General features: G+C 64.6%; 17 protein-coding genes. All 17 read right to left on the minus strand.

Annotated features, from left to right (window positions below):
- Positions 1-71: 71 nt before the first annotated feature.
- Positions 72-587, minus strand: coding sequence for a GNAT family N-acetyltransferase (locus tag AAZU54_RS24985; protein WP_434727798.1), 516 nt, complete (start codon positions 585-587; stop codon positions 72-74).
- 32 nt (positions 588-619) lie between these two features.
- A complete protein-coding gene (urtE, locus tag AAZU54_RS24990; protein WP_186555562.1) occupies positions 620-1,318 on the minus strand; it encodes an urea ABC transporter ATP-binding subunit UrtE in 699 nt (232 codons plus the stop codon).
- A gap of 110 nt (positions 1,319-1,428) precedes the next feature.
- Positions 1,429-2,286, minus strand: a complete 858-nt coding sequence (gene urtD / locus AAZU54_RS24995) for an urea ABC transporter ATP-binding protein UrtD (RefSeq protein WP_186555561.1) — start codon at positions 2,284-2,286, stop codon at positions 1,429-1,431.
- Positions 2,283-3,362 carry an urea ABC transporter permease subunit UrtC gene (gene urtC / locus AAZU54_RS25000; RefSeq protein ID WP_434727799.1) on the minus strand — a complete coding sequence of 360 codons (1,080 nt, stop codon included), beginning with the start codon at positions 3,360-3,362 and terminating at the stop codon, positions 2,283-2,285. Before urtC ends, urtD begins: the two co-directional genes overlap by 4 nt.
- Entirely contained in the window at positions 3,362-4,849 is a 1,488-nt protein-coding gene (urtB, locus tag AAZU54_RS25005) for an urea ABC transporter permease subunit UrtB (RefSeq protein WP_434727800.1), read from the minus strand. Before urtB ends, urtC begins: the two co-directional genes overlap by 1 nt.
- 138 nt (positions 4,850-4,987) lie before the next feature.
- Positions 4,988-6,253 carry an urea ABC transporter substrate-binding protein gene (gene urtA / locus AAZU54_RS25010; protein ID WP_186555559.1) on the minus strand — a complete coding sequence of 422 codons (1,266 nt, stop codon included), beginning with the start codon at positions 6,251-6,253 and terminating at the stop codon, positions 4,988-4,990.
- Positions 6,254-6,546: 293 nt separating this feature from the next.
- Complete coding sequence (gene cycA, locus AAZU54_RS25015) at positions 6,547-7,959, minus strand: D-serine/D-alanine/glycine transporter (RefSeq protein WP_186555558.1); 1,413 nt, start codon at positions 7,957-7,959, stop codon at positions 6,547-6,549.
- A gap of 196 nt (positions 7,960-8,155) precedes the next feature.
- The gene (locus AAZU54_RS25020; RefSeq protein ID WP_434727801.1) at positions 8,156-9,520 is read right to left on the minus strand and encodes a PepSY-associated TM helix domain-containing protein; all 1,365 of its coding nucleotides are present in this window, start codon (positions 9,518-9,520) and stop codon (positions 8,156-8,158) included.
- A gap of 57 nt (positions 9,521-9,577) precedes the next feature.
- Positions 9,578-11,644, minus strand: a complete 2,067-nt coding sequence (locus tag AAZU54_RS25025; RefSeq protein ID WP_405130329.1) for a TonB-dependent copper receptor — start codon at positions 11,642-11,644, stop codon at positions 9,578-9,580.
- A 66-nt stretch (positions 11,645-11,710) separates the two neighbouring features.
- Entirely contained in the window at positions 11,711-12,148 is a 438-nt protein-coding gene (locus AAZU54_RS25030; protein ID WP_186555555.1) for a DUF2946 domain-containing protein, read from the minus strand.
- Positions 12,149-12,167: 19 nt separating this feature from the next.
- On the minus strand, positions 12,168-12,650 hold the full coding sequence (locus AAZU54_RS25035; protein ID WP_434727802.1) for a copper chaperone PCu(A)C: 483 nt from the start codon (positions 12,648-12,650) through the stop codon (positions 12,168-12,170).
- Between the two features lie 49 nt (positions 12,651-12,699).
- A complete protein-coding gene (locus AAZU54_RS25040) occupies positions 12,700-13,089 on the minus strand; it encodes a DUF2946 domain-containing protein (protein ID WP_434727803.1) in 390 nt (129 codons plus the stop codon).
- Between the two features lie 246 nt (positions 13,090-13,335).
- Positions 13,336-14,187 carry an SPFH domain-containing protein gene (locus AAZU54_RS25045; protein ID WP_186555552.1) on the minus strand — a complete coding sequence of 284 codons (852 nt, stop codon included), beginning with the start codon at positions 14,185-14,187 and terminating at the stop codon, positions 13,336-13,338.
- Between the two features lie 26 nt (positions 14,188-14,213).
- Positions 14,214-14,651, minus strand: a complete 438-nt coding sequence (locus AAZU54_RS25050; protein ID WP_186555551.1) for an NfeD family protein — start codon at positions 14,649-14,651, stop codon at positions 14,214-14,216.
- 166 nt (positions 14,652-14,817) lie between these two features.
- On the minus strand, positions 14,818-15,540 hold the full coding sequence (locus AAZU54_RS25055) for a cobalt-precorrin-6A reductase (protein ID WP_434727804.1): 723 nt from the start codon (positions 15,538-15,540) through the stop codon (positions 14,818-14,820).
- The gene (locus AAZU54_RS25060) at positions 15,537-16,631 is read right to left on the minus strand and encodes a cobalt-precorrin-5B (C(1))-methyltransferase (protein ID WP_186555549.1); all 1,095 of its coding nucleotides are present in this window, start codon (positions 16,629-16,631) and stop codon (positions 15,537-15,539) included. The genes AAZU54_RS25055 and AAZU54_RS25060 overlap by 4 nt, the downstream gene beginning before the upstream one ends.
- Entirely contained in the window at positions 16,624-17,835 is a 1,212-nt protein-coding gene (cbiE, locus tag AAZU54_RS25065; protein WP_434727805.1) for a precorrin-6y C5,15-methyltransferase (decarboxylating) subunit CbiE, read from the minus strand. Before cbiE ends, AAZU54_RS25060 begins: the two co-directional genes overlap by 8 nt.
- Positions 17,836-17,987 lie beyond the last annotated feature (152 nt).

The raw sequence follows: 17,987 nt of genomic DNA on the forward strand, positions 1-17,987 counted from the left end.
GGCTTGCCCCGCGATAGCGAGGGTAATTGCACTGCTGCTATCGCGGGGCAAGCCCGCTCCCACGTACGCGACTACTGTGGCTGTGCGCCGGGGTTCAACACCAGCTGCATGAAGGTCAAATCCAGCCAGCGGCCAAACTTCACCCCCACCTGCGCCATCTGCCCGGTGACCACGAACCCCAGCCGCTCATGCAGGCGCACCGACGCCGCATTGCCACTCTCGATCGCGGCCACCATCACATGCTTGCCACACGCCCGGGCCCGCTCCAGCAGTGCCTGCATCAGCATCGGGCCCAGGCCCTTGCCGCGCTGATCATCGCGCACGTACACCGAATGCTCGACGGTGTAGCGAAACCCCTCGAACGGCCGCCAGTCGCCAAACGACGCATAACCCAGCACGCCACTGGCATCCACCGCCACCAGGATCGGATAGCCCTGCTGCGCCCGCGCCGCAAACCAGGCTTGGCGGTTGGCCAGGTCGACCGGGGTTTCATTCCAGATCGCCGTGGTGTTGCGCACGGCATCGTTGTAGATGTCGAGGATGCCCGGCACATCGCCTGGCAGGGCATCGCGGATCTCGTAACTCATGACAAGCGTCTCGCAGGGGAAGTGGGTGCAGATTAAATGGTTACCAGCCCGCGCACACCTTCGGCCTGCATGTTTTCCCCACGCCCCTGCTGGATGATCTCGCCACGGGCCATGACCAGGTAGTGGTCGGCAAGCTCGGCGGCAAAATCGTAGAACTGCTCGACCAGTAAAATGGCCATGTCGCCACGGTCGGCCAGCGTGCGGATCACTGCGCCAATCTCCTTGATCACCGACGGCTGGATGCCCTCGGTCGGTTCGTCGAGGATCAGCAGCCGCGGACGGCTGGCCAGGGCGCGGCCGATGGCCAACTGTTGCTGCTGACCACCGGAGAGGTCGCCGCCGCGGCGTTGCTTCATCTGCTCCAGCACCGGGAACAGCTCGTAGATGAACGCCGGCACCTCGCGGGCTTCGCGCGCCGGAAAGCGCGACAGGCCCATCAGCAGGTTTTCCTCGACGCTCAGGCGCGGGAAGATCTCGCGGCCCTGGGGCACGTAGGCGATGCCGGCGTGGACCCGTTGTTGTGGCTTGAGATTGGTGATGGCTTTGTCTTCCCAGTGCACGCTGCCTTCGCGTGCCGGGACCAGGCCCATCAGGCAGCGCAGCAGGGTGGTCTTGCCCACCCCATTGCGCCCGAGCAGGCAGGTGACTTCACCGATCTTGGCCTCGAACGACAGGCCGCGCAGGATGTGGCTGCCGCCGTAGTACTGGTGCAGGGTGTCGATTTTCAGCATGAGTAGTCCCTTGATGTCCGTGGGAGCGGGCTTGCCCCGCGACAGCGACGGTGAATCCACTACCGCCATCGCGGGGCAAGCCCGCTCCCACGTAATGAAAATGAACGGCTTCAGCGGCCTAGATAAACCTCGATCACCCGTTCATCCGCCTGCACCTGTTCCAGCGATCCTTCGGCCAGCACACTGCCCTGGTGCAGCACGGTGACATGGTCGGCAATGCTGCCGACAAAGCCCATGTCATGCTCCACCACCATCAGCGAATGCTTGCCGGCCAGGCCTTTGAACAGCTCGGCAGTGAATTCGGTCTCGGCATCGGTCATGCCCGCCACCGGTTCGTCGAGCAGCAACAGCTGCGGCTCCTGCACCAGCAGCATGCCGATCTCGAGAAACTGCTTCTGCCCATGCGACAACAGCCCGGCCTGGCGCGCAGCCAGCGGCAGCAGGCGCACGGTGCTGAGCACCTCGTCGATGCGCTGTCGCTGCTCGCCCGACAGCCGCGCAGCCAGGCTGGCCCACACCGACTTGTCGGTTTTCAGCGCCAGCTCGAGATTTTCGTAAACCGTCAGCGCTTCGAACACGGTGGGTTTCTGGAACTTACGGCCAATCCCGGCCTGGGCAATCTGGTACTCGCTCATGCGGGTCAGGTCGAGGGTGTCGCCGAAGAACGCCGTGCCGGTATCCGGCCGGGTCTTGCCGGTGATCACGTCCATCAGGGTGGTCTTGCCGGCGCCGTTAGGGCCGATGATGCAGCGCAGCTCGCCGACCCCGATGTACAGGTTCAGTGCATTGAGCGCCTTGAAACCATCGAAACTGACGCTGATGTCTTCCAGGCTCAACACAGTGCCGTGGCGCACCTCCAGGCCTTTGCCGCGGCGCTGGCCAAGGCCGATGGCATCGCGGCCAGCACCTAACTGATCGAACACCGGTTCGAGCATGAACTCGGGGTGTACCGGGGGCACGCCTTTCATGGCTGGCTCCTTTTCTTCAACAGGCCGACCACACCCTTGGGCAGGTAGAGGGTGACGACAATGAACAGCGCACCGAGGAAGAACAGCCAGAACTCCGGGAAGGCCACGGTGAACCAACTCTTCATGCCATTGACCAGACCGGCGCCGAGTAGCGGCCCGATCAGCGTGCCACGCCCGCCCAACGCGACCCACACTGCGGCTTCGATGGAGTTGGTCGGCGACATCTCGCTGGGGTTGATGATGCCCACCTGCGGCACGTACAACGCCCCGGCCAGGCCACACAGGACGGCGCTGAGCACCCACACCAGCAGCTTGAAGCCGCGCGGGTCGTAGCCGCAGAACATCAGCCGGTTTTCCGCATCACGCAGCGCGGTAAGCAGCCGGCCAAACTTGCTCACGGTCAGCCGCCAGCACAGGAACAAGCTCGCCAGCAACAAGCCGACCGTGAGCAGGAACAACACCGCCCGGGTGCCTTGCGCGGCGATATCGAAGCCCAGGATGGTGCGAAAGCTGGTAAAGCCGTTGTTGCCGCCAAAGCCGGTCTCGTTACGGAAGAACAGCAACATGCCGGCAAAGGTCAGCGCCTGGGTCATGATCGAGAAGTACACGCCCTTGATCCGCGAGCGGAAGGCGAACCAACCAAACACCAGCGCCAGCAGGCCCGGCGCCAGCACCACCAGGCACATGGCCCAGGCGAAGTGCTGGGTGCCGGCCCAGTACCAGGGCAGCTCGGTCCACGACAGGAAGATCATGAAGCCCGGCAGGCTATCGCCGGCGGCCTGGCGCATCAGGTACATGCCCATGGCGTAGCCGCCCAGGGCGAAGAACAGCCCATGGCCGAGCGACAGCAGCCCGGCGTAGCCCCAGACCAGGTCCAGGGCCAGGGCGACGATGGCGTAGCAGAGGATCTTGCCGACCAGCGTCAGGGTATAGGCCGATACCTGCAGCGGGTGATCTGCCGGCAGCAGCGACAGCAGCGGCAGGGCCAGCAACAGCAGGACGACGGCGATGCCGATAGCCAGCGACAAGCGCGGCCCGGCCTTTTGCGTGGCGGTGACAAGCAGTGGCTGGTTCATCAGTCGATTACCCGTCCCTTGAGGGCGAACAGGCCTTGCGGACGCTTCTGGATGAACAGGATGATCAGCGCAAGGATGAGGATTTTGCCCAGTACCGCACCCATCTGCGGCTCCAGCAATTTGTTGGCGATGCCCAAGCCAAACGCGGCCCACAGGCTACCGGCGAGTTGCCCGACACCGCCGAGCACCACCACCAGGAACGAGTCGATGATGTAGCTCTGGCCAAGATCCGGGCCGACGTTGCCGACCTGGCTCAGGGCCACCCCACCAAGGCCAGCGATCCCCGAGCCGAGGCCGAAGGCGAGCATGTCTACCCGGCCTGTGGAGACGCCGCAGCAGGCGGCCATGTTGCGGTTTTGGGTCACCGCACGCACGTTAAGGCCCAGACGGGTGCGATTGAGCAGCAGCCAGGTCAGCAGCACCACAGCCAGAGCGAAGCCGATGATCACCAGGCGGTTATAGGGCAAGACCAGGTTGGGCAGCACCTGGATGCCGCCCGACAGCCAGGCCGGGTTGGCCACTTCGACGTTCTGCGCGCCGAACAGCAGGCGGATCGCCTGGATCAGGATCAAGCTGATACCCCAGGTCGCCAGCAGGGTTTCCAGCGGCCGCCCATACAGATGGCGGATCACCGTGCGCTCCAGCGCCATGCCGACCCCGGCACTGACCGCGAAGGCCACAGGCAGGGCGATCAGCGGGTAGAACTCGATGGCCCCGGGCAGGTAGCGCTGCAGCAGCACCTGGACCATGTAGGTGCTGTAGGCGCCGAGCATGAGCATCTCGCCATGGGCCATGTTGATCACCCCGAGCAGGCCGAAGGTGATCGCCAGGCCCAGTGCCGCGAGCAATAGGATCGAACCTAGCGACAGGCCGCTGAAGGCCTGGCCGAGCAGCTCGCCGATCAGCAACTTGCGTTTGACCTGGGCCAGGCTGGTTTCAGCCGCGGTGCGTACGGCTGCATCGTTTTCGGCGCCAGGCTGCAGCAGCGCCTCCAGGCGCGTGCGGGCCAAGGGGTCGCCGGTTTCACCGAGCAAGCGCACCGCCGCCAGGCGTACGGCCGGTTCGCTGGCGCCCAGTTGCAGGTTGGCCAGGGCCAGGCCGAGGGCGGCGTGCACGGCGGCGTCCTGTTCGCTGGCGAAGCGTCGGTCGAGAAAGGCCATTTGCGCTGGTTGGGCGCTGCGTTGCAGCTCGCTGGCAGCGGCCAGGCGCACGCTGGCATCGTCGCTGAACAGTTGGTGGCTGGCCAAAGCGTTGTCGATAAGCCCACGCAGGCGGTTGTTCAGGCGCACTTTGCGGGTGTCGTCGGGCGCGATGCGGCCTTGCTTGAGCGAGCTGAGCAGGGCCAGCCGAGTGAGGTCTGGCTGCGCCGCCCAGTCCTGGAGCAGGCGCGCCTGCTCAGCGGGTTTGGCGCTGAGGAAGAATTCGCCTTCGCTGGCCTGGGTTGCCAGGGGCAGCAGCAGGAGCAGGGCGAGCAGAAGTCGATACATGGGGTATCCCTGGACGAGGGTGGTGTATTCATCGCGGGGCAAGCCCGCTCCCACGGAGATTGCACAGGTTTTCGAAACGTGCTCGTTACCTGTGGGAGCGGGCTTGCCCGCGAATGGCCGCGTAGCGGCCACGGCCAATCAGTTACCTTTCACGGCGTAATCTGGCCGCTTGTCATTCCCCGGAATGAACGGGCTCCAAGGCTGCGCCCGCAGGGGCTGCTCGGTCTCCCAGACCACGCTGAACTGCCCGTCATCCTGGATCTCGCCGATCATCACTGGCTTGTGCAGGTGGTGGTTGGTCTTGTCCATGGTCAAAGTGAAACCGGACGGTGCCTTGAAGCTCTGTCCGGCCAGCGCCTCGCGCACTTTGTCGACATCGGTCGATTTGGCCTTCTCGGCCGCCTGCGCCCACATATGGATACCGACGTAGGTGGCTTCCATCGGGTCGTTGGTCACGGCTTTGTCAGCGCCCGGCAGGTTCTTGGCCTTGGCATAGGCCTTCCAGTCGGCGACGAACTTCTGGTTGACCGGGTTATCCACCGACTCGAAGTAGTTCCACGCCGCCAGATGCCCCACCAATGGCTTGGTGTCGATGCCGCGCAGTTCCTCTTCGCCGACCGAGAACGCCACCACCGGCACGTCGGTCGCCTTCAGGCCCTGGTTGGCCAGCTCTTTGTAGAACGGCACGTTGGAGTCGCCGTTGACGGTGGAGATCACAGCCGTCTTGCCGCCTGCGGAGAACTTCTTGATGTTGGCGACGATGGTCTGGTAATCGCTATGGCCGAACGGCGTGTAGACCTCTTCGATGTCCTTGTCGGCCACGCCTTTGCTGTGCAGGAAGGCGCGTAGGATCTTGTTGGTGGTGCGCGGATAGACGTAGTCGGTGCCCAACAGGAAGAAGCGCTGGGCGCTGCCACCGTCTTCGCTCATCAGGTACTCGACCGCCGGGATCGCCTGCTGGTTGGGTGCTGCGCCGGTGTAGAACACGTTCGGCGACATCTCTTCACCCTCGTACTGCACCGGGTAGAACAGCAGGCCGTTGAGCTCTTCGAACACTGGCAGCACCGACTTGCGCGACACCGAGGTCCAGCAGCCGAACACCACCGCCACCTTGTCCTGGGTCAGCAACTGGCGGCTCTTCTCGGCGAACAGCGGCCAGTTGGACGCCGGGTCGACCACCACCGGTTCGAGCAGCTTGCCATTGACCCCGCCCTTGGCGTTGATCTGCTCGATGGTCATCAAGGCCATGTCCTTGAGCGAGGTCTCGGAAATCGCCATGGTCCCGGACAGCGAATGCAGGATGCCGACCTTGATGGTCTCGGCGGCCTGGATGCTCCAGCTAAGGCCCATCGCCGCAATCGATGCGCTGAGGGTAAAAGCCTTGATCAGACTGCGACGCTTCATGTGCTCTCTCCGTTGAGTTTTTTATGGTGTTGGCAACCCGGGAGAGGGCATGTGCAAGGGGTGTGCCCAGTTTTTGGACACGGCAAAGCCGCCGTTTTTCGGGGCTTGCAGAGGTGGGGGTGGAGAAATGAGGTCCAGCTTGGTGCCAGTAGGCCCTGCGTGCACAGGATTGGGGCCGCTGTGCGGCCCTTCGCGGCGGTTCGGCGTCCTGACAAGCCCGCCCTAACAGGTGCGCGCTATCCCTGTGGGAGCGGGCTTGCCCGCGAAGGGCCGCACAGCGGCCCCACAGGCTTTCAGTCTTGCGCGTTGCTGACAGCCGCGCGCGGATGACGACGGCTACGCACGAACTGATAAGTCACCGCCAGGATCACGAACCACAACGGCGTCACGATCAACGCCTTGCGCGTGTCGTCTTCCAGGGCCAGCAGCACCAGGATGCCGGCGAAGAACACCAGGCACACGTAGCACATGAAGCGCCCGCCCGGCATCTTGTAGGTCGAAGCCTGGTGCAGCGCCGCGCGCTGGACGCGGTACTTCAGGTACGACAGCAGGATCAGCGTCCAGACGAACATGAACAGCAGCGCCGATACGGTCGTGACCAGGGTGAACGCCTCGACCACATCAGGGATCACGTAGATCAACACCGCCCCCAGCAGCAGGCAGGTGCACGAGAACAACAGACCATTGGCCGGTACCGCGCGACGCGAGAGTTTCTCGAACGCCTTGGGCGCATCGCCCTCCTGGGCCAAGCCGAACAGCATGCGGCTGGTGGAGAACACGCCGCTGTTGGCTGAAGAGGCCGCCGAGGTCAGCACCACGAAGTTGATGATGCTCGCCGCTGCCGGCAGGCCAGCCAGCACGAACAACTCAACGAACGGGCTCTTGCCCGGCACTACGTCGCGCCATGGCGTGACGGCCATGATCGCGATCAGCGCCAGCACGTAGAACACGATGATGCGGATCGGGATCGAGTTGATCGCCCGGGGCAGGGTGCGTTGCGGGTCCTTGGCTTCGGCGGCAGTGGTGCCCACCAGCTCGATGCCGACGAAGGCGAACACGGCGATCTGGAAGCCGGCGAAGAAACCCATCAGGCCATGCGGGAACATCCCGCCGTCGTTCCACAGGTTGGCCAGTTGCGCGGTGCGCCCGCTCGGCGATTCGAAGCCGGTGATGACCATGTACAGGCCAGTGGCGACCAGGCCGAGGATGGCGACGATCTTGATCATGGCGAACCAGAACTCAAGTTCGCCGAACATCTTCACGGTGACCAGGTTCAGCGACAGCAGCAGCGCCACGCAGGTCAGCGCCGGTATCCACTGGGGCAGGTCAGGGAACCAGAACTGTGAATAGGCGGCAATGGCGACGACGTCGGCGATACCCGTGACCACCCAGCAAAACCAGTAGGTCCAGCCGGTGAAGTAGCCGGCCCAAGGCCCGAGCAGGTCGGCCGAGAAGTCGATGAAGGATTTGTAGTTGAGGTTCGACAGCAGCAGCTCGCCCATGGCGCGCATGACGAAGAACAGCATGAAGCCGATGATCATGTAGACGAAGATGATCGACGGGCCGGCGAGGCTGATGGTCTTGCCCGAGCCCATGAACAGGCCGGTGCCGATCGCGCCGCCGATGGCGATCAATTGGATGTGGCGGTTGGTCAGGTTGCGTTGCAGGTGCTGGTCATCAGCAGGCGTGGAGGAGGTCCGGGTCATTGGCTGCATTCCATTGAGGGTCAGTCTTTTTGTGCGAGCCGAGTAGGCTAACACGCGCGTCCCAATTCGGGGCGCGACAGATCGACACGACATCTGTGCTGTTTTGCCGGCCTCATCGCGGGGCAAGCGCGCTGCCACGAATTGCAAATGCTTCGTGGGAGCGGGCTTGCCCCGCGATGAGGCCATCAGTTCAGAATCAGGCCCGAGCCATCACCCTGCGCCGCACCACCAGGCTATCGACCACCCACATCACCAGCATCGACACCCCCACCAGCGGGAACGCCACGCCCAGCACCAGCATCACCACCGTCGCCGTCTTCCAGCGCGGCAGGTCATGACGCAACGGCGGTACCCCCAGCCCACCCGTCGGCCGGCGTTTCCACCACATCACCAGGCCACTGACCGAGCCCAGCAAAATCATCAGGCACACCAGCAAAATGATGATCTGGTTCAGCGCCCCGAACATCTTGCCCTCATGCAACATCACCCCAAGCTCGGTGGCCCGGGCGACTGGGCTGTAGTCCTGCCAGCGCACATCCGCCAGCACCTTGCCGGTGTACTGGTCGACATGCAGGGTGGCGTCGTTACGCGGATCATCAGCGAACACCGCCAGGGTGAACACGCCATCGGCAGTGGTCGGCAGGGTGATGCTGTAGCCAGGCTCGACCTGGCGATGGGTGGCGATGTCCTCAACCTGCTGCAGGCTGACCTGCGGCGCGGCCGGGGCGCTCGACATCATGTGATGGCCAGCATGTTCGGCATGCGCGCCGGACTGCGGCATGGGCGTGTTCTCCATCGCCCAAGGCACGGTCTGGCGATGCGCCTGGTTGAGCACGCGGGCTTGTTGGTCAGACGTGGGCACGTCATTCCACATGGCAGCCGGGAAGCGATTCCACAAATCGGCATACTGCTTGCCCCACAGGCCGGTCCAGGTCATGCCGCTGAGCAGCATCAACAGCAGTAGCGCCGATCCCCAGAAGCCACTGACCGCATGCAGGTCGCGCCACAGCACCCGGCCGCGGGCAGACAGGCGTGGCCACAGCACACCGGCACTGTTGCGCCCGCGCGGCCACCACAGGTACAGCCCCGACACGACCAGGACGATGCCCCAGCCAGCCGCCAGCTCCACCAGGCGATCGCCCACGGTGCCGACCATCAGCTCGCCGTGCAGGGCGCGGGCCACGGCTTGCAGGTTCTGCTTGGCGTCTTGCTCACCGAGCACCTTGGCACTGTATGGGTCGACGAACACGTTCAGTTCGCGGCCGCCGTCATGCACCACGAACTGCGCGCTGCGCTCGGCGTTGAGTGGGGGCAGGTATTGGGCCACATGCCCCTGCGGGTAGGCCTGGTGCACCTGGCTGAGCAGGGTGTCGGCGTCTTGGCGGTGATGACCGGCCTCGACCACCATCAGCTCGCGGTACATCAGCGGGTCGAGCTGTGGCTTGAACAGGTAGATGATCCCGGTGATCGCCAGCAGGATCATGAATGGCGCGACGAACAGCCCGGCGTAGAAATGCCAGCGCCAAGCCAGGTTATAGAAGGAAATGCGTGGTCCGCTCATGGAACCTCCCATCGGCAAGGTGAAAGGGCGCGTCCGTAGCCGCGCCCATTGTTGTTGTCAGAAGCTGATATCGACCTTGGTCCAGAAGGTCCGGCCTGGTTCGCTAACCGGCTGTGGATCGCTGGCCGGATAGCCGAACCCGGCGTTCCCGGCCAGGTTCAAGTGCTCGGCGTAGGCTTTGTCGAACAGGTTGTCGACGCCCGCGCTGAGCTTGAGGTTGTTGTTCACCTTGTAGGCACCATTGAGCGAGAACACCCCAAAGCCTGCGCTTTTTTCGTAGTCCTTGCCGACCACGTTGCCTTGGTTTTCGGCGATGCGATTCTGCGCCGCCACCAGTCGCCACAACGCCCCAGTGCTCCACTTGTCCTGGCTGTAGGTCAGGCCCAGGCGGCTTTCCAGGGGCGGCATCTGTGGCAGCGCTTTGCCATCACTGCTGTTCTTGCCCCAAGCGTAGGCCAGGGTCGCGTCGGCTTTCCAGTTTTCCGACAGCTTGTAGGCTGCGCCAAGTTCGCCGCCCATGATCCGAGCGTCGATGTTCTGCGCCTGGGAGGTGCTCATGCCCATCATGCCGGTGCGGTAGTCGAACAGGATGTAGTCGCGGATCTGCCCGACATAGCCCGAGGCCCAGGCCTCCATGCGCTCGTCGCGGTACTGGATACCGAAGTCGAGCTGGGTGGTCTTCTCCGGCTTGATGCCGTCAAAGGCATTGGCTGCACCGGCCGGGCCTTGCTTGGGCGAGAACAGCTCCCAGTAATCGGGGAAGCGCTGGGCATGGCCGAGGCCGATGTAAGTGGTTGCCGAAAGCGCCGCCAGATCATGCTCATAGCGCACGAAACCGCTGGGCAGGGTGTCGGCGCGGGTGTCGCCGCCGGTGGCGCTGGTCTGGCGGAAATCGCGGGCAGAGGCGCGGTCCAGGCGCGCACCGGTAATCAGACGGTCAGCGCCTGTGGCGTACCAGGTCAGTTCGCTGAACAGCCCATAGTTATGGAAGTCGGCATCCTTGGTCCATGACTGGCCCTTGTGCGCATCGACGCCCATGCCGCCGCGCTTGCGGTGCTCGTTGGTCTGGGCATCGATGCCGCTGATCAACTGCACATCGGCCCAGCGCCAAGTGGCCTTGATCCGCGCGCCCAGGGTGCGACGGTCGACGTTGCTGACCATCGGCATGCCCATCATGCCGCTGCCTGACGGTGTGCGCAGGCTGTAGTTGTCCATCACGTGGTCGGCGTAGTTGTAGTAGACCTGCGCCTCGATCTTGTCGAGCACCTCGCCGAGGTTGGATTTCTCGAAACGCAAGCCGAGGCTTTCGCGCTTGAACTGCGAGCCGTCCATGCCACGTCCGGCGTAGCGCGCCTCGCCATCGCCCTTGCCGGCGGTGAGTTCGAGCAGGGTGTCGGCGTCCGGGGTCCAGCCGAGGGTGAGGTCGCCGTTCCACTTGTCCCAGCGCGAGGGCACGCTGTCGCCGTTGCCGTCTTGATAGTCGTCGGAGCGCGATTGGTTGCCGACAAAGCGCGCATAGGCCTGGCTGTTGCCGGCGGCTGCGTCGAGGACTTTGTCGAAGCGGCCGTTGGAACCGGCCAGCAGGCTGGCGTTGACCCGGCTGCCGAGCGTGCCGAAGCGTTCCGGCTCGCGTTCGAAGAGGATGGTCCCCGCCGAACCGCCCGGCCCCCAGATCACGCTTTGCGGGCCTTTGATCACGGTCAGGCGGTCGTAGGTTTCCGGCGAAATGTAGGAAGTCGGGGCGTCCATCCGGTTGGGGCAGGCGCCGAGCATCACGCCGCCGTTGGTGAGGATGTTCAGGCGCGAGCCGAACATGCCGCGCAACACCGGATCGCCATTGGTGCCACCGGAGCGAATCGCCGAGAAGCCCGGGATGGTCTTCAGGTAATCGGCGCCGTCGCTGGCCGGTACTGGCTGGCGTGGGTCCTTGGGGTTGGTGACGATGGTCAGCGGCGAGCTGGGCGCGACAGCGGTGATTACCGTCGGGCTGAGCTCGGCAGAATCGTGCTCATGGCCTTCGTGGCCGGGCTCGGCCGCCAGCGCCAGGGGGGCCAGCAGCGAGCCGCAGAGCACGGCGATGGTCCCGCGCAGGGACAGGGCAAAAACAGGGGTGCAGCCGGACATAATGATTCCAGTCGATCAGTCATGAGTGGGCGCGAAGCCTCCTGGCTCCGTGCGGTCAATAGGTGTTCAGACGTCGATCGACAAGAAGGGCGGGGCGCGACTGCGCGCACCAGGGAAGACGGCCTGACCGGCGTGGCCCTGGCGGGTAAGCGCATGCAGGGGTGGGGCGGGCGGGGTACTACTGGCGTTGAGCGGACTGAAGGTTTGCGGCAAGGCTGGGCAGTTGAACAGCAGGCTGCAATAGCCGCATTTTTCCCACAGCGCGTGCAGCTCGCCATCGCTGCCATGGCCATGGTGCCCGGCGTCGGCATGGCTGTGGCCGGCGGACATGCTCATGTCCATCGGCATATTCATGCCGGCGTGGTGATCCATCGGCATCGACTGGGAAACCAGTGGGCCGATGAAGATCATCCACATGGCGAACAGGCTCAGCCAGCCGCCACCGGCGCGCCTGCGATCAGGGCGGGTGGTACGGCGGATGGTCCGTTCGCGCAGCACGCTCATGGCGAGTGCCTGTCAGCGATCAGTGCGCGTGCTGGTGCTCTGGCTGGTCGGTCGGTGGTTGTTTCTGCACCGCGACCTGCACGGTGATGTCACCGGCCTTTTCGAAGTGCAGGGTCAGCGGGAAGCGTTTGCCGTCGCTGTGCAGGCTGCGGTCCTTGGGCTGCATGAGCATCACGTGGTAGGCGCTGGGGGCGAATACCAGGTCCTGGCCTGCCGGGATCGCCACGCTGGGCACCTGCTGCATTTTCATCAGGCCTTCGGCGGTCTTGGCGTGCTCGTGCAGTTGCGCATCATCGCTGATCGGGCTGGCGACGCTGAGCAGGCGATCATCCTGCTTGCCGTTGTTGTGCACGACGAAATAGGCCGCCACGTTGGGCGCGTTGGGCGGCAGTTCCAGCGACCACGGGTGGGCGATGTGCAGGTCGCCCTGGGAGTATTCATGGGCGTTGGCGAAGGCGCCGGGCAATAGCAGGGCGGCCAGGACGAGGGCTTGCTTGAGCATGGAATGAGATCTCCGATCTGTGCAGGTTCAGGGCGATAGCGTCGAGAACTCAGGCCAGCGGAGAGGCACGCGGGTTTAACGCCGGCCAGAGCTGGCGAGGCGTAGGTTGATAGCGGGCGAGGTTGGGTAGTTGGCCAATGCTCAGGTGCGCCGGGCTGTGCAACTGTGGCGGCTGGCAGGGTAGGGCCAGTAGCGGCGCTGCGCCCGAGCAGCACCAGCAGTGCTGCATGTTGGCGTGCGCGTCGCCTTGATCGCCGAGATCGATCTTGGCCAGGGCCTTTACATCGAGCTTGGCTTTGGCGCCCATGCTGGAACAGAAAGCCCCCCACAGCAGCTGCTCGGCCGCGCTCTTGGGCGCGGCCGATGACAGCGGCATGGCCAGCAAATTGAACAGCACTGCAAGGCAGGCTATCCAGGCGATGTGCCGACGTGGGGGCATGGAGAGATCCGGTCAGGAATCGTGGCGGGTATTGTACGGCGGAGTATAGGTAAAAATGCCGGGGTGCGGTGAAGTGCCGCAGGCATGAGGTGAGTGTTGCCGTATCAGCAGGCCCGATACCTTCCAGTCGGTGTCGTTTGCTTTGGGGCCGCAGCGCGGCCCTTCGCGGGTTAACCCGCTCCCACAGGTCTCGCATTGATCTTGCGCTCGATGCTGTGCCTGTAGGAGCCGAGTTGTCGGGGTGTCTTAGGCCTTGCGCCCAAGCAACCCGCGCACGGTCTCTTGCAGATCCGCAGGCAACACCACAACCTTGGCGTTGTCGCTGCCGGCCAGATTCTCCATCGCGCCAATGTAGCGCTCACCGAGCAGGTACATGGCCGGGGTGGTTTCCGTCCCTACTGCATCGCGCACCAGCGAAATCGCACGCGCCGACGCTTCTGCCAGGTTGATCTGCGCCTCGGCATCCAGCTTGGCCGATTGCAGGCGGGCTTCGGCTTCCAGAATCGCGGCCTGCTTGGCGCCTTCGGCACGGGTTACATCGGCTTTACGCTCACGCTCGGCAGCCGCCTGGCGCTCCATGGCCATCTGCATGTTCTCGGACGGCTTGATGTCCTGGATCTCTACCGAGCGCACGGTCACGCCCCAGTCTTCGGTCTGTTCGGACATCGCCTCGCGCAGGCGTGCCTTGATCTGCTCGCGGCTGGACAATGCTTCGTCCAAATCCATCGCGCCGACGATAGCCCGCAGCGAAGTCATGGTCAGGCTGGTCACGGCGAAGGAGAAATTCTGCACGCCGTAGGAGGCTTTTTGCGGGTCGACCACCTTGGCGAAGCACAGGGCGTTGGCGACGATCACCGCGTTGTCCTTGGTGATGATTTCCTGCTGCTGCACATCGAGGATGATGTCTTTGGTCGGCAGGCGGTAGGCGACCACGTCCATGTACGGGATGACGATATTCAGGCCGGGCTTGAGGGTGCTGTGGTAGCGCCCCAGGCGCTCGACGATCCACTCCTCGCCCTGAGGCACGATGCGCACCCCTTTGAACACGGTGATGAGAACGAACACGGCGAGGGTGCCGACGACGATAAGACTGGTCATGCTACGAACTTCCTTTTAGTACGGATTCAGGCCCGGCTGACCCGGGCGGTGTTGCCTTCGATGGCGGTCAGGCGCACGCGCTCGCCAGCGGCGATGTCGCTGTCAGCGATGCAGGTCCATTCTTCGTTGCCCAAGATCGGCTTCTGGAAACGCACTCGGCCTTTCTGGAACTCAGAGACACTGGCGGTGAGCAAGCCGACTTCACCAATCACGCTATCGGCGGTCCAGCGCACATCGGCCTTCTTGCGCCGAAATAGCTTGAACCACAGAACGGTGGTGACAGAGGAAAACAGCACCCACAGCAGCACCTGCATATCCAACTGTAGGTTTGGCGCGAGCAGGGCAATCAGCGACACCAGCACGGCACCGATGCCGAACCAGAGAATGAAGAACGTGGGCAGGACCAGTTCGAGTAGGATCAGGGCCACGCCGAAGACGAGCCAGATCCACCATTGCATTTCCATATGGGTGGGCCTTCCAGGAGAGAAGGGCGGAGTTTACGGCAGATTGCAGGCACAGGGCCATCTGCTTGTACGGTATGAGGGGGCTGAAATCTCCGAATATTGCGTAGGGAGAAACCTGCGAAAAGCTAGAGCGATGTCACCCAGTCTTCGACCCCAGGGCGCGCTCCTAGTCGGTAGCTAGCGCCGTCAGCAACGACTCGATCTGACTGAACTCGCGATCCACAGCCGGTAACACCGGCCGCTTGAGCACCAGCACAGGCACGCCCAGCTCGCGCGCCACCTCAAGCTTTGGTTCTGTGGCCACGCTGCCGCTGTTCTTACTGACCAGCACATCGATGCGCCGTCGTGCGAACAGTGCGCGTTCATCGGCAATCTGGAAAGGACCACGGGCGCCGATGACCTCGCAGCGATCATTGCCAGGGCAGGCGTCGAGGGCGCGCAAGGTCCAGAACTGCTGCGCGGGGATTTCGTCCAGATGCAGCAAGGGCTCGCGGCCCAGGGTGAACAGCGGGCGCGCGAAGGGTTCGAGCGCTTGCATCAGCTCAGCCCAGTCGGTCACCTCACGCCAGTCATCACCGGGCTGCGCCTGCCACGCAGGGCGGCGCAAGGCCCAGCACGGGATGCCCGCCGTCTGCGCCGCGCGGGCTGCGTTGTGGCTGATCTGGGCGGCGTAGGGATGGGTGGCGTCGATCAGCAGCGTGATGCGCGCCTCTTGCAAATAGGCGGCAAGCCCTTCGGCACCGCCATAGCCGCCGACCCGCACCGTGCAGGCCAGGTCCTGCGGCACACGGCCGACTCCGGCCAGACTATAGACGTGCTCGGGGCCCAGGCGCCGGGCGATTGCCAAGGCCTCGGTGACGCCGCCTAGCAGCAAGATGCGTTCGCTCATTGCACACCTGCCTGGCCAACGATACCGCCCTGGCGGTCGATGGCGAAGACTTCGACGTGCACCTGAGCCGGGACCACGCTGCGGGCGAACGCCTGGGCATGGGCGCACACTGCGTCGCCCAGTTCGATCCCTGCTGCATGGGCCAGGGCCAGCGCTTGCTGGCTGGTATTGGCGGCGATGATCGCCTCTTGCAGGGTTTGATCGGCGCCAATCTCCCGCGCCCAGCCGGCCAGTTGCGGCAGGTCGATACTCGAGTGGCGGCTGTGCAGGTCCATGTGCCCGGCGGCGAGCTTGCTGATCTTGCCAAAACCACCGCACAGACTCAGGCGCGCCACCGGCACTTTGCGCAGGTGCTTGAGTACCGCGCCGACGAAGTCGCCCATCTCGATCAGGGCGATCTCCGGCAGGTTGTAGACCCGGCGCATGGTGTCCTCGCTGGCATTGCCGGTGCAGGCAGCGATGTGCGTGTAGCCATTGGTGTGGGCAACATCGATGCCCTGGTGGATCGAGGCGATGTAGGCCGAGCAGGAGAACGGCCGGACGATCCCGCTGGTGCCGAGGATCGACAGGCCGCCGAGAATACCTAGCCGTGGGTTCATGGTTTTCAGCGCCAGTTGATCGCCATCGCGCACATTCACCGTAACCTCGAAACCGCCGCTGTAGGCGCAATCGCTGGCCAGCTGTTGCAGGTGCTCGGTGATCATCCGGCGAGGCACCGGGTTGATCGCCGGTTCCCCAACCGCCAGCACCAGCCCTGGGCGGGTGACAGTGCCGACGCCGATGCCGGCGACAAAGCGGATACCTGGGGCATCGAGCAGGCGCACCTGGCTGTAGAGCAGGGCGCCGTGGGTGACGTCGGGATCGTCGCCGGCATCTTTCAGGGTGCCGGCCTCGGCGCGCTCGCCATCGCGTCGACAGAACTCCAGGCGCATCTGTACTTGCTTGCCCTTGGGCAGGGTGATGGCTACGGCGTCATGGCGTTGCCCGGTCAACAGCAGCCGGGCAGCAGCCAAGCTGGTGGCGGTCGCGCAGCTGCCGGTGGTCAGGCCGCTGCGCAGAGGCGCGGGTTGTTCGCGGGTCTCTTCACGCATCGAAGGGTTTCACCACGTCGAGCAGGGTGATCGGCAAGGCCTGGCGCCAGGTATCGAAGCTGCCCAGGGGTTGCGTCTGGGCGACATGGATGCGGGTCAGCTCGCCGCCATGCTGCTGGCGAAACTGCGCCAGGGCCACTTCGCTTTGCAAGGTCACCGCGTTGGCCACCAGCCGGCCGCCGGGGCGCAGGCGCTCCCAGCACAGCGGCAACACGCCGTCGCGGGTGACGCCGCCGCCGATGAAAATGGCATCGGGTCGTTCCAGCTCGACCAAGGCTTGCGGAGCCTTGCCGCAGATCAGTTGCAGGCCAGGCACGCCGAGCGCGTCGCGGTTGTGTTCGATAAACCCCTGGCGGCCTTCGTCGGCCTCGATCGCCAATGCCCGGCAGCTGGGGTGGGCACGCATCCATTCGATGCCGATCGAGCCACAGCCAGCGCCGACATCCCACATCAGCTCGCCGGGCTGCGGGGCCAGGCGGGCGAGGGTGATGGCGCGGACATCGCGCTTGGTCAGCTGGCCATCGTGACGAAAGGCGCTGTCGGGCAGTCCGCAGGCTGTCGACAAACGCGGTGCGTCGGGCGTTGCCAGGCACTCGATGGCCACCAGGTTGAGGGCGGCGCTGTGGGCATGCGGCCAGTCTTCAGCGGTGCCGCTGAGCTGACGCTCTTCAGGGCCGCCGAGGTGCTCGAGGACGTGCATCCGGCTTGGGCCAAAGCCGCGTTCGCGTAGCAGTGCGGCGATCTGCGCCGGGCTGTCGCCATCGTTGCTCAGCACCAGCAGGCGCACGCCGCTAAAGAGCTGGGCATTGATTGCGGCCAAAGGGCGGGCGACGATCGACAGAATGTGCACCTCCTGCAATGGCCAGCCGAGGCGGGCTGCGGCCAGGGCGCAGGAGGAGGGCGTACTGAGCACGCGCATGTGCTCGGCAGGAACCTGCTGCGCCAGGCTGGCACCGACGCCGTAGAACATCGGGTCGCCGCTGGCCAGGACGCACACCGGTTCGCCGCTTTGGGCCAGCACGGGCGCCAGTGAGAATGGGCTCGGCCACTGCACGCGTTCGCCGTTCACACAGCGTGGCAGCAAGGCCAACTGGCGTGGGCTGCCGAAGATCCGCGAGGCGCCCAGCAGAGCACGCCGGGCGGGTTTGCCCAGGCCGCTGAAACCGTCTTCACCGATACCTACTACTGTCAGCCACGGGGCCATTAATTTCACTTCCATCATTTTGGGGCCGCTTCGCGGCGGTGCGGCGCTCCGACAAGCCCGCTCCTACAGGATTAGCGCAGCTCTTGCGGCTGGCGCAGTCCCTGTGGGAGCGGGCTTGTCGGAGCGCCGAGCCGCCGCGAAGGGCGCGAAGC

The organism is Pseudomonas sp. Je.1.5.c (assembly GCF_051129895.1).
GTDB classification, from domain to species: Bacteria; Pseudomonadota; Gammaproteobacteria; order Pseudomonadales; family Pseudomonadaceae; genus Aquipseudomonas; species Aquipseudomonas urmiensis.

What these genes read in the sequence shown, in the direction of transcription:
- AAZU54_RS25020 (WP_434727801.1), bottom strand. Translation starts at nt 9,520, where the DNA reads ATGAGCGGACCACGCATTTCCTTCTATAACCTGGCTTGGCGCTGGCAT.
- AAZU54_RS25040 (WP_434727803.1), bottom strand. Translation starts at nt 13,089, where the DNA reads ATGCCCCCACGTCGGCACATCGCCTGGATAGCCTGCCTTGCAGTGCTG.
- AAZU54_RS25045 (WP_186555552.1), bottom strand. Translation starts at nt 14,187, where the DNA reads ATGACCAGTCTTATCGTCGTCGGCACCCTCGCCGTGTTCGTTCTCATC.
- cycA (WP_186555558.1), bottom strand. Translation starts at nt 7,959, where the DNA reads ATGACCCGGACCTCCTCCACGCCTGCTGATGACCAGCACCTGCAACGC.
- AAZU54_RS25060 (WP_186555549.1), bottom strand. Translation starts at nt 16,631, where the DNA reads ATGCGTGAAGAGACCCGCGAACAACCCGCGCCTCTGCGCAGCGGCCTG.
- AAZU54_RS25055 (WP_434727804.1), bottom strand. Translation starts at nt 15,540, where the DNA reads ATGAGCGAACGCATCTTGCTGCTAGGCGGCGTCACCGAGGCCTTGGCA.
- urtC (WP_434727799.1), bottom strand. Translation starts at nt 3,362, where the DNA reads ATGAACCAGCCACTGCTTGTCACCGCCACGCAAAAGGCCGGGCCGCGC.
- urtE (WP_186555562.1), bottom strand. Translation starts at nt 1,318, where the DNA reads ATGCTGAAAATCGACACCCTGCACCAGTACTACGGCGGCAGCCACATC.
- urtB (WP_434727800.1), bottom strand. Translation starts at nt 4,849, where the DNA reads ATGTATCGACTTCTGCTCGCCCTGCTCCTGCTGCTGCCCCTGGCAACC.
- urtD (WP_186555561.1), bottom strand. Translation starts at nt 2,286, where the DNA reads ATGAAAGGCGTGCCCCCGGTACACCCCGAGTTCATGCTCGAACCGGTG.
- AAZU54_RS25030 (WP_186555555.1), bottom strand. Translation starts at nt 12,148, where the DNA reads ATGAGCGTGCTGCGCGAACGGACCATCCGCCGTACCACCCGCCCTGAT.
- AAZU54_RS24985 (WP_434727798.1), bottom strand. Translation starts at nt 587, where the DNA reads ATGAGTTACGAGATCCGCGATGCCCTGCCAGGCGATGTGCCGGGCATC.
- AAZU54_RS25035 (WP_434727802.1), bottom strand. Translation starts at nt 12,650, where the DNA reads ATGCTCAAGCAAGCCCTCGTCCTGGCCGCCCTGCTATTGCCCGGCGCC.
- AAZU54_RS25025 (WP_405130329.1), bottom strand. Translation starts at nt 11,644, where the DNA reads ATGTCCGGCTGCACCCCTGTTTTTGCCCTGTCCCTGCGCGGGACCATC.
- AAZU54_RS25050 (WP_186555551.1), bottom strand. Translation starts at nt 14,651, where the DNA reads ATGGAAATGCAATGGTGGATCTGGCTCGTCTTCGGCGTGGCCCTGATC.
- urtA (WP_186555559.1), bottom strand. Translation starts at nt 6,253, where the DNA reads ATGAAGCGTCGCAGTCTGATCAAGGCTTTTACCCTCAGCGCATCGATT.
- cbiE (WP_434727805.1), bottom strand. Translation starts at nt 17,835, where the DNA reads ATGGCCCCGTGGCTGACAGTAGTAGGTATCGGTGAAGACGGTTTCAGC.